At 73.7% G+C, this 10,692-nt stretch carries 10 protein-coding genes; 5 read left to right on the forward strand and 5 right to left on the reverse strand.

Annotated features, from left to right (window positions below; genetic code table 11):
• The 3 genes from G3I42_RS20105 to G3I42_RS20115 all read right to left on the reverse strand — a co-directional run.
• Positions 1-291 (reverse strand): small ribosomal subunit Rsm22 family protein (locus G3I42_RS20105; RefSeq protein WP_343244601.1); only part of this gene is annotated, 291 nt, incomplete at its 3' end.
• 324 nt (positions 292-615) lie between these two features.
• Entirely contained in the window at positions 616-1,692 is a 1,077-nt protein-coding gene (locus G3I42_RS20110) for a serine hydrolase domain-containing protein (protein ID WP_343244600.1), read from the reverse strand.
• 77 nt (positions 1,693-1,769) lie between these two features.
• Complete coding sequence (locus tag G3I42_RS20115; RefSeq protein ID WP_343244602.1) at positions 1,770-3,083, reverse strand: multidrug effflux MFS transporter; 1,314 nt, start codon at positions 3,081-3,083, stop codon at positions 1,770-1,772.
• Between the two features lie 222 nt (positions 3,084-3,305).
• Here G3I42_RS20115 and G3I42_RS20120 point away from each other — a divergent pair, with 222 nt between their 5' ends.
• Positions 3,306-4,319, forward strand: coding sequence for a Gfo/Idh/MocA family oxidoreductase (locus G3I42_RS20120; protein ID WP_164287861.1), 1,014 nt, complete (start codon positions 3,306-3,308; stop codon positions 4,317-4,319).
• Between the two features lie 78 nt (positions 4,320-4,397).
• Here G3I42_RS20120 and G3I42_RS20125 read toward each other — a convergent pair whose 3' ends face one another.
• Positions 4,398-6,032, reverse strand: a complete 1,635-nt coding sequence (locus tag G3I42_RS20125; RefSeq protein WP_164287863.1) for an alkaline phosphatase D family protein — start codon at positions 6,030-6,032, stop codon at positions 4,398-4,400.
• A 369-nt stretch (positions 6,033-6,401) separates the two neighbouring features.
• Here G3I42_RS20125 and G3I42_RS20130 point away from each other — a divergent pair, with 369 nt between their 5' ends.
• Positions 6,402-6,860, forward strand: coding sequence for a lamin tail domain-containing protein (locus G3I42_RS20130; protein ID WP_164287864.1), 459 nt, complete (start codon positions 6,402-6,404; stop codon positions 6,858-6,860).
• A 124-nt stretch (positions 6,861-6,984) separates the two neighbouring features.
• On the opposite strand, the gene G3I42_RS20135 is transcribed toward G3I42_RS20130, so the two are convergent.
• Positions 6,985-8,418 carry an MDR family MFS transporter gene (locus G3I42_RS20135; protein ID WP_164287866.1) on the reverse strand — a complete coding sequence of 478 codons (1,434 nt, stop codon included), beginning with the start codon at positions 8,416-8,418 and terminating at the stop codon, positions 6,985-6,987.
• A 127-nt stretch (positions 8,419-8,545) separates the two neighbouring features.
• Between G3I42_RS20135 and G3I42_RS20140 the strand changes: the two genes are divergently transcribed.
• The 3 genes from G3I42_RS20140 to G3I42_RS20150 all read left to right on the forward strand — a co-directional run.
• Complete coding sequence (locus G3I42_RS20140; RefSeq protein ID WP_164287868.1) at positions 8,546-9,226, forward strand: TetR/AcrR family transcriptional regulator; 681 nt, start codon at positions 8,546-8,548, stop codon at positions 9,224-9,226.
• A gap of 164 nt (positions 9,227-9,390) precedes the next feature.
• On the forward strand, positions 9,391-10,284 hold the full coding sequence (locus G3I42_RS20145; RefSeq protein ID WP_164287870.1) for a PhzF family phenazine biosynthesis isomerase: 894 nt from the start codon (positions 9,391-9,393) through the stop codon (positions 10,282-10,284).
• Between the two features lie 184 nt (positions 10,285-10,468).
• Positions 10,469-10,692: DoxX family membrane protein (locus G3I42_RS20150; RefSeq protein WP_164287872.1), on the forward strand; the 224-nt coding region annotated here is incomplete at its 3' end.

Below are 10,692 nucleotides of genomic sequence, written 5' to 3' on the forward strand. Positions count from 1 at the left end.
CGTGCCGCCCCCGATGTCGAGGTGCCCTGCCGGGGTCCACCCGGGCCGGGCGGCGGCGAGCGCGCCGAGCGCGGCCCGCATCGCCTCGAAGGTCGCGGGCATCCGGTACGCGGCGTAGGCGGCGACGTCGGAGCGGTCGCGCAGGACGGGCGCCCCGGTCGGGGTGCGGCCCCGGTAGTGCCCGATGAGCCGGTCCACGGACTGCGCGGCGGCGCGGGCCGGGAGCCCGTCGAGGAGGCCGGCGAGCGCGGCGCGCAGGACGTCGGAGGGGGCGTGGTGCGGGTGGGTCACCCCGGGATCGTTCACCCCGGGATTCTAGGCGGCTCCTCGCGGGCTCGGCGGGGGCGTCCTCGCGGGTGACCGGCCGGGGCCTTCTCGCGGGTTCTAGGGTCTGTCTGACAATTCCCGTCGTCGCCCGCAGGGCGGCCGCGCGGCCCCCCCAGCCTTCGGCCGGGAGGTGCCCCCAGGTGCGTGCTCTCGGCGTGCCGGCCCCAGGCCCTCGTACTGGACGTACTTGGGTCTGGGGCCGGTGCGGCGAGCGGGGGCACCTCCCGGCCGCCAGGCTGGGGGAGCGTGCATGGCGTCGCGCGGCAGACGGGAATTGTCAGACAGACCCTAGGGGGCGTCCTCGTAGGGCAGCGTGCGGCCCGTGTCCCGCACGGCCCGTTTGAGGCGGGTCGCGGCGCGGGCGCGGGGGGTGCTGTCGGGGGTGCGGCGGCGGGGGTGGACGGTCGTGGCGAGGAGCACGAGGAAGGTGTCGGTGGCGCGGTCCACGACGAGCGAGGTGCCCGTGAAGCCGGTGTGGCCCGCGCACAGCGGGCCCGCGAGGTCGCCCATGTACCAGGGCTGGTCGACCTCGAAGCCGAGTCCTTCGTCGAGCATCAGCGCGGTGTACCCGGGGCCGAGGACGCGCGCGGTGCCGTAGGCGCCGCCGCCGAGCAGGACGCGGCACAGGACGGCGAGGTCGTGGCCCGTGCCGAAGAGCCCGGCGTGCCCGGCGACGCCGCCGAGCGCCCAGGCGTTCTCGTCGTGGACGAGGCCCCGCACCATGCCCCGGTCCGCCTTCGCCCAGGGGCGGCGCTCGTCCTCGGTCGCCGCCGCCCCGGGGCAGGGGCCGAACCCTGTGGACGTCATGCCGAGGGGGCGGGTGATGCCGTCGGCCACGAGCTGGTCGAGGCGCTGGCCCGTGAGGCGTTCGAGGAGGTGCTGGAGCAGGAGCGGGTTGAGGTCGGAGTAGCGGCGCGTACCGGGCTCGGCGACGGGTTCCTCGGTGGCGAGGGCGCGGTGGCGGGCGGCGTCGTCCGGGAGTGCGTACAGCGGGAGTTCGGGGCGCAGCCCGGTGGTGTGGGTGAGCAGGGCGCGGACCGTGAAGCCGTGCGCGGCGGCGGCCGGGTGGTCGGTGAGGATGTCGGCGACGGGCGTGCCGAGGGCGAGGGCGCCGCGCTCGACCTGCTGGAGCGTGGCGATCGCGGTGAAGAGCTTGGTGAGCGAGGCGAGGTCGAAGGGGGTGTCCACGCGCACGGGGACGCGTTCCTCCGGCGGGAGTTCCACGCCCGCGCCGCGCTCCTCGTCCCAGGCGCGGTAGCGCACGGCCCACCCCGCCGCCTCCTCGGCGGCGAGGTGGGGGCCGCGCCCCGCGAGCACGACGGCCCCCGCGCACCACGGGTGCGGGCCTTCGGTGAGGGCCCGCACCTCCTCGGTGAGCAGGGCGATCTCGCGGGGATCGAGTCCGGCGCGCTCGGGGCTCGCGCGGCGCAGGCGTGCGGCGTTCAGGCTTCGTCAGCTCCTTCGCGGCACGGTGTCCCGGCCGCCTCGGTGGCGGGCGCGGGCAGCGCCGTCGTGGTGACGTCGTGCCGTGCCGCCGTCAGCGTCGCCTTCGTACCCGTACCGGGGCGGCACAGGAAGACGAAGGCGGCGCCCGCGACGAGGACGCTCGCGAGCTGGACGAGCGCCATGGGCACGGCGGTGTCCTCGCCCGCGATGCCGACGAGCGGCGAGGCGACGGCGCCGATGAGGAAGGAGGAGGTGCCGATGAGCGCGGACGCGGACCCGGCGGCGTGCGGGGCGCGCTGGAGGCCGAGGGTCTGGGCGTTGGGCATCACGAGGCTCATCGAGGACATGAGCACGAAGAGCGCGATCGCGAGCGGCACGAGCCCGACGCGGCCGAACACGCCGCTCGTCATGACCAGCAGGGCGACCGCCGCCGCCGTGATGAGCGAGAGGCCCACGGCGGTGGCGCGCTCCAGGCTCACGCGGCCCACGAGGAGCCGCCCGTTGACCTGGCCGACGATGATGAGCCCGACGGAGTTGATCCCGAAGAGCAGGCTGAAGACCTGGGGGCTCGCCCCGTAGATCTCCTGCACGACGAACGGCGACGCGCTCACGTACGCGAAGAGCGCCGCGAAGGTGAAGCCGCCGACGAGGACGTGCCCGGTGAAGACGCGGTCGGCGAGCAGTCCGCGCATGGTGGCGAGCGCGTCGCGGGTGCCGCCGGTGTGGCGACGGGCCGGGGGCAGCGTCTCGGGCAGGCGCCGGACGACGAGCAGCGTGAGCAGGATGCCGACGACGGTGAGGAGGAGGAAGATGCCGCGCCAGTCGGTGAAGCGCAGGATCTGGCCGCCGATGAGCGGGGCGACGATCGGCGCGACACCGGAGATGAGCATGAGCGTCGAGAAGAACCGGGCCATCGCGAGCCCGTCGTACAGGTCGCGGACGACCGCGCGCGCGATGACGATCCCGGCGGCGCCGGCCAGACCCTGGATCAGCCGGAAGACGATGAGCAGCGCGGTGCCGGGGGCGAGCGCGCACGCGGCCGTCGCGAGGATGTAGATCGCGAGGCCGATGAGGAGCGGGCGGCGGCGCCCGAAGCGGTCGCTGAGCGGGCCCACGACGAGCTGGCCGAGCGCCATGCCGGTGAGGCAGGCGGTGAGCGTGAGCTGCACGGTCGCGGCGGGGCTGCCGAGCGCGTCGGTGACCTTCGGCAGCGCCGGGAGGTACATGTCCATCGACAGCGGCGGCACGGCGGTGAGGCCGCCGAGCACGAGTGTGGTGAGCAGTGAGGTGCGGCGGGCGGATACGGGTATGGCGGGGTCGGCGGGGGTGTCCTGGGCGGGCTGTGGCGTGCCGGGGGCGCGCTCCACTATGGGTGCCTCTCTACAGCGGGTACCTGGGGACGGGGCCTGGGGGGACGGTGGTGAGGGCCCGGTTTCCTATGCTCTCAGCTCGGACGGACCGCTGCGGACCGTTTTCCGCCACGCCGGGCCGTTCCGGGCCCCGGTGGGCGGTGCGAGAGAGATGGGGACGGCATGGGCGAGGGGATCACGGGACGCCCCGTGCGCTGGGGAGTGCTCGCGACCGGGGGCATCGCGGCGGCGTTCGCCGCGGACCTGCTGACGGTGCCGGGCGCGGAGTTGGTGGCGGTCGGTTCGCGTACGGAGGAGTCGGCGCGCGCCTTCGCCGAGCGCTTCGCGATCCCGCGCGCGCACGGCTCGTGGGCGGCGCTCGCGGCGGACGAGGACGTCGACGTCGTGTACGTGGCGACGCCGCACACCGCGCACCTGGAGGCGGCCCGGCTGTGCCTGGAGGCGGGCAAGGGGGTGCTGTGCGAGAAGCCGATGACGCTCAACGCGCGGCAGGCGGCGGGGCTTGTGGAGCTGGCCCGCGCGCGGAACGGCTTCCTCATGGAGGCGATGTGGACGTACGTCAATCCGCTGGTCCGCCGTCTGAAGCTGCTCGTGGAGGAGGGCGCGATCGGTGAAGTGGGCTCCGTCGAGGCGGACTTCTCCGTCGACGGGCCCTTCCCCGCAGGTCACCGCATGATGGACCCGGCGCAGGGCGGCGGCGCGCTCCTCGACCTCGGCGTCTACCCGGTCGCCTTCGCGCAGTTGCTGCTCGGCGAGCCGGACGGGGTGCGGGCGAGCGCCAGGCTGTCCGGATCGGGCGTGGACCTCCAGACGGGGATGCTCCTGGACTGGGCGAACGGCGCGCAGGCGCTGCTGCGGTGCGGGCTCACGGGCGCGGGCCCGACGCGCGCGACGGTCGTCGGCTCCGAGGGCCGCGTCGAGATCGCCGGGAACTTCTTCGCGCCCGCCGAGTTCGTCCTGCACCGCCGGGGCGCCGAGCCCGTCACGTACACGGCGCGCGAGGAGGGCGGCGGCGAGGGCTACGTGCCGGAGGCGGTCGAGGTGACGCGCTGTCTGCGCGAGGGGCTGACCGAGTCGCCGCTCGTCCCGCTGGACGGCACGCTCGCGGTGCTGCGGACGCTGGACAGGGTGCGGGAGGTGACGGGGGTGCGGTACGAGGGCGAGGGCACAGACTGAAGCCCCTCCGGCGATTGAGGAGCGGGGTCCGGGGCGGAGCCCCGAAAGGCCCGCCCCGGACAACGGCACCCGCTCCCTTCACGCCGGCGCGAGCCCCGGCTTGCCCGCCTCCGTCACGAAGGACCCGGCGACGGTGAGCGGCGCGCCCGGGGTCGTGACCGCCGAGACCGTCTTCCAGTCCGCGCGCGCCGACTTCTTGCCGAGCGTCACGACCGCGTAGCCGCGCCGCCCGTTGTAGAAGCGCAGGTGCGGGTTGGCGGCCATGTAGGTGTCCCAGTTCGACGGCTTGTCGGAGCCGTCGCCGCCGCTCGTGATCGAGCTGGTGACGATCTCGGTGCCGAGGGTCTTCGAGGCGGGGTCGTCGAAGTCGGCCTTGAGGTCGAAGCCGTAGTGCACGTGGACGTCCCCCGTGAGGACCATGAGGTTGTCCTTGCCGCTCGCCTGCCAGCCGTCCAGGAGGCGCTGCCGCGAGGCGGGGTAGCCGTCCCAGGAGTCCATGGAGAGCTTGAAGCCGTCCGTCGCGCGGTCCTTGCGCTGCGCGAAGGTGACCTGCTGCGGTACGACGTTCCAGGTCGCCTTGGAGGACTTCCACCCGTCGACGAGCCACCGCTCCTGCTCGTCGCCCGTGAGCGTGCGCGAGGGGTCCTCGGACTCGGGCCCGGGGATCTGCCAGCCGTCGCCGTACGCCTGGTCGCTGCGGTACTGGCGGGTGTCGAGGATGTCGAACTGGGCGAGGCGGCCCCACTGGCGGCGCCGGTAGAGCCTCATGTCGGAGCCGGTGGGCTTCTGCGGCGTGCGCAGCGGCTGGTTCTCCCAGTACGCGCGGTAGGCGGCGGCGCGGCGCAGCAGGAACTCCTCCGGCGGGACGTCGTTCTCGGGGGTGTCGTCGGCGTAGTTGTTCTCCGTCTCGTGGTCGTCCCACGTGACGACGAAGGGGTGCGCGGCGTGCGCGGCGATCAGGTCCGGGTCGCTCTTGTAGAGGGCGTACCGCAGCCGGTAGTCCTCCAGGGTGAGGGTCTCGCGGTTGAAGACGGCGGGCAGGCGCCGGTCGGTGTACTTGCGGTTGCCGCCGACGGCCGTCACCGCGTACTCGTAGAGGTAGTCCCCGAGGTGGAAGACGAGGTCCACGTCCTCGTTCGCGAGGTGGCGGTACGCGGTGAAGTACCCGTCGTGGTACGCCTGGCAGGAGACGGCGGCGAGCTTCATCTCGGCGAGCTTCGCGTTCGTCGCGGGCGCGGTGCGGGTGCGGCCCACGGGGCTGATCCAGGTGCCCGCGCGGAAGCGGTAGTAGTACTCGCGGTCCGTGTCGAGACCCGTGACCTCGACGTGCACGGTGTGCGCGAACTCCGGGTGCGCGGTGGCCGAACCGCGCTTCGCGACGCGCGTGAAGCGGGCGTCGTGGGCAAGCTCCCAGCGCACCGTGACGCGGCCTCTGGGGACCCCGCCGTCGCTCTCGTACGGGCTCGGGGCGAGGCGCGTCCACAGCAGGACGGACTGCGGGAGCGGGTCCCCGGAGGCGACGCCGAGCGTGAAGGGGTCCGCCTTGAGGGCCTTCGCGTCGAGTTCGGCCGCCGCGGCGCTCCCGGCGGTCGGGAGGTTGACGGCGAAGGCGAGCGCGGCGGCCGCACCCGTCATGGTGAGGAATCCGCGCCGCCCGAAGTGACGGGCAGCGGCGCGGAGTTCGGCATCGGGCTCCTGGAAGCTGTGGCTCATCGGGTGGGGTCCCCTCGTCTCGGTGGGTGGCGCTGGGGACTCTCCGGGACGGGGGCGACGCATGCCTGTCGCCGGTGCGACGCCGGTGTGGACGCGAGGTGAGTTCTGGGGGTGGCCGGATCGGCGGGGGCGCGCCTCTTGTGGCGGGTCGTCAGCTTGTCGCGCGGAATCCCGCGCGGTGTCCCACGAGAGGTCGCGCGAGGAGTTCGGCGAAACCACTCCCGCCACTGCCCCACCTCTCAGTACGATGAACTGTCTTTCACTCGTATGCCGGACATACAGGCATACGGGCACCTCTTGCCGTCGACCGGCACCCGCATGCCCTTTTCCGCGATCCGCGGAAACCTTCGGAACACCTCGGAGCACTACGTGCGCATTCGTTTCGCGGCCCCGGCCGTTCTCGCCGCCGCCGCCCTCGTGGGCCTCGCGACCTCGCCCTCGCAGGCCGCCGCCCACCAGAGCGGGGTCCACATCGGGCTCGTCCAGTTCGACAGCCCGGGCAAGGACACCCGCAGCAACACGTCGCTCAACGGCGAGTGGGTGAACATCCACAACAACTCCAAGTCGGCGGTGCAGCTGAAGGGTTACAAGCTGAAGGACAACACCGGCTACACGTACACCTTCGGCAGCTACAAGATCGGCGCGGGGAAGACGGTCAAGGTCCGCACCGGCAAGGGCAAGAACGTGTCCGGAACGGTCTACTGGAACCGCGGTTCGTACGTGTGGAACAACACGGGCGACAAGGCGCGGCTGTACACCTCGAAGGGCGCCCTGCGCGACTCCTGCTCGTGGAAGACCGCGAAGAGCGGCCAGAAGAACTGCCACTGACGGACCGCGGGACATCACGGCTACGGGGCGCCACTCCCCTCGCGGGGAGGGCGCCCCGTACCCGTACCGTCCTTCGCGGGGAGGGCGCCCCCTACCCGTACCGTCGCGGCCCCGTACCGCGCTCCTAGTACTCCCGCACCTCCACCTCCCCCGCCGCGACCTCGCGCATCTCCTCCGAGAGCGGCTTCTCACGCATCGCGAGGGCGGCGAGCAGGGCGGCGCCCATGAAGGGGAGGGTCCACAGGAAGACCGTGTGGAAGGCGGCGAGCGCCGTGCCGTGGGCGAGGGCGTGGGTGAGGATCGCGCCGAAGAGGGCCGCGCCGACCGCGCCGCCGAAGCTCTTGAAGAAGTTGAGGGTGCCGGTCGCGGCGCCGAGGTCGGCGTACGCGGCGGCGTTCTGCCCGGCGAGCAACGAGACCTGTACGAAGAGGCCGAGGCCCGCGCCCGCGACGACGAGCGGCGTGATGAGCCCGAACGGCCCGGTCGCCGCGTCCCATTGGGCGAGCCACAGCATCGCGCCGCCGGTGAGGAGCGAGCCGAGCACCGGATAGACCTTGTAGCGCCCGGTCCTCGCGATGAGCGGCCCGGAGATCATCGCGGCGGCGACGAGGCCGAGCAGCAGCGGGATGACGTACAGCCCGGCGGTGAAGGCCGTCGTGTGCTGGACGGTCTCCAGGAACATCGGGACGTGGAGCATCCCGACGAAGAGGACGAGCGTCGCGAGGAAGAACTGGAGCCCCGCGAGGTCGAAGACGGCCGAGCGGAAGAGCCGGGGCGGGGTGAGCGGTTCGGCGGCGCGGCGCTCGGCACGTACGTACGCGAACAGCGCGAGGACGGTCGCGGCGAGCAGGCCGAGGACGACGGGCGAGGTCCAGGAGTAGGTGGTGCCGCCCCAGGTCGTGACGAGCAGCGCCGCCGTCGTGAGCGCGGCGACGAGCGCGGCGCCCGCGTAGTCGACACGGCCGCGCGCAGCGGTGGGGCGGGGCAGGTGGAGCTTCGCGGCGACGGTGAGCAGCGCGGCGACGCCGATCGGCAGGTTGATCCAGAAGATCCACCGCCAGGAGAGCCCTTCGGCGAAGGCGCCGCCGAGAAGCGGCCCCGCGACGAGCGCGAGGGTCGCGACCACGCCGGTGAGCGCCTGCCAGGCGGCGCGACGACGCGCCGGGACGAGGTCCCCCGTGATCGCCTGCACGAGCGAGTTCAGGCCGCCCCCGCCGATGCCCTGGAGGGCGCGGAAGGCGATGAGCGCGCCGATCCCCGGCGCGAGGCCGCACAGCAGCGAGCCGGCGAGGAAGACGGCGATGGAGAACTGGAAGACGCGCTTGCGCCCGTACATGTCGCCGAGCTTGCCGAGGATCAGCGTCGTGATCGCGCTGGTCAGCAGGTACGCGGTGACGACCCACGAGGCACCCGACGCGGAGTCGAGGTCGCGGCCGATGGTGGGGAGCGCTGCGGCCACGATCGTCTGGTCGAGGTTCGCGAGGAACAGCACCAGCATGAGCGGGACCATCAGCACGAGGAGCGTGCGCCGGGTGGGGGCGCGGTCGGGCGTCGTCATGGAAACCTCCGGTTCGGGACCCCTGAAAGGTAAGTCGTTCACCTTTTCGCGTCAAGCGGCAAGGTGAACGACTTACCTTTTGCCAACCGCTCTCGAACTCCTCTCCCTGGAGAGCTACAGTGGCCCCATGCCAGCAGCCCCCTCCCCCGCTCCCGGCCTGCGCGAGCGCAAGAAGCGCATGACGCGGCAGGCGATCCTGGACGCCGCCGAGGCGCTCTTCGCCCGGGACGGCTACGAGGGCGTCACCGTCGCGCAGATCGCCGACCGGGCGAACATCTCCGTGAAGACGCTCTTCACCTACTTCTCCTCGAAGGAGGACCTCGCCTTCGCGGGCGAGGACGAGATGCGCGGGGCGCTGGTCCGCGCGGTCACGGAGCGCCCCGCCGGCAGCACACCGCTCGACGCCGTACGGGACTTCCTCAAGGACCTGGCGCGGCAGGGCGAGGGGGCGCGCGGCGTCGAGGAGTTCCACCTCGCGTTCGGCTCGGACCCGCACCTGCGCCCGCGGCTCCTCGTCATGTACGAGCGCTTCGAGGACGCCCTCACCGCGGCGCTCGCCGCCGAGACCGGTACCGCCGGGTCCGGGCAGGCCGCGCGCCTCGCCGCCGTCCAGCTCGTGGCCCTGCTCCGCCTCCTCACCGGGCCCGAGACCCGCGCGGCACTCGACCTCGCCCCCTCCACGGACCCCGGAAGCGGTCCCGGCCCCGAAGAGGCACGCGAACGCGCCCTGCTGAGCTGGATCGACGAGGCGGCGGCCTTCCTGGCGGCCGGTATCGGGGGGTACGGGGCCAGGGCGACGGACGACTGACCGGCCCGGCGAGACGACCCGGGACCGGCCGACCCCGGCGCTACAGGGCGGAACCGACCGGCCCCGGCGCGCCCCGCCTCCCCCACCACCCCCCGCGCTCCCGCACACCCCGTCCCCCGCCGGCCGCGGGAATACCGCCCCCTCCCGCTCCCGTTGTCGTCACCATGACGACACCTGGTCCCACGCCTCCGGCCGCCCCCGCGCCCCGCATCAGCCGGTACGCGGCGTTCACCACCGACCCGCGCGCGGGCAACCCCGCCGGGGTCGTGCTCGACGCCTCGGGGCTGAGCGACGACGAGCAGCTCGGCATCGCCGCGCGGCTCGGGTACAGCGAGACGGCGTTCGTCCTCCCCGGCGGCGAGCCGCGCACGCACCGCCTGCGCTACTTCAGCCCGAAGGCCGAGGTGCCCTTCTGCGGCCACGCGACGATCGCGACCGCCGTCGCGCTCGCGGAGCGCGAGGGGCCCGGCGAGTACGTCTTCTTCACGCCGGCCGGGCAGGTGCCCGTCGGGGTCGAGCGCGAGGGGGACGAGCTGCGCGCCACGCTGACGAGCGTCACGCCCCGTATCGAGGACATCGCGCCCGATGACCTCGCCGAGGCACTCGCCGCGCTCGGCTGGCCCGCCGCGGACCTCGACCCCGAGTACCCGCCGCGCCTCGCCTCGGCCGGGGCCAGACACCTCGTGCTCGCCGCCGGTACCCGCGCGCGGCTGGCGGGGCTCGACTACGACTTCGAGCGGCTGCGCGCCCTCATGGAACGGCTCGGCCTGACGACCGTGCACCTCTTCTGGCACGACCCCGACAGCGGCGTCTTCCACACCCGCGACCCCTTCCCCGTCGGCGGTGTCGTCGAGGACCCGGTGACGGGCGCGGCGTCGGCGGCGTTCGGCGCGTACCTGCGCTCGCTCGGTTTCGTGCGCGAGGACGCGCGGCTCACGTTCGTGCAGGGCGAGGACCTGGGGCGTCCGGGGACGGTCACGGTGACGCTGCGGGCGGGCGATCCACGGGTGCGGGTCGCGGGCACGGCGGTGCGCATCCCGGCGCAGGCGGGCGACTGAGCGCGGCGGAGGCGGAGGACTGAGCGCGCGCGGAGCCGAACGCGCGCCCCCGAAGTGCGCCGCGGCGCGGGAGGCGTAGCCTCGTGATCACCGTGTCACGGAGGCGTGCAGCGGGTGCGCGCGAGGTGCGCAGGAGCTGTCCCCGCCGACACGGCTCCCTTATCCCAACCCCCAAGGAGACAGCGTGAAGTGCTACGGAAGCCGCGCGCACGGGCGTCGGCTCGACCTCGGACTCCTCGCCCTGCGCCTCGGCACCGGCGGGGTGCTCGCCGCGCACGGTGCGCAGAAGCTCTTCGGCTGGTTCGGCGGCGGCGGGCTCGACGCCACGGGCCAGGCCTTCGAGTCGATGGGTTACGCGCCCGGCAAGCTCAACGCGCTCGCGGCGGGGCTCGGCGAGGCGGGCGGCGG

Source organism: Streptomyces sp. SID11385, from assembly GCF_010548245.1.
GTDB lineage: Bacteria > Actinomycetota > Actinomycetes > Streptomycetales > Streptomycetaceae > Streptomyces.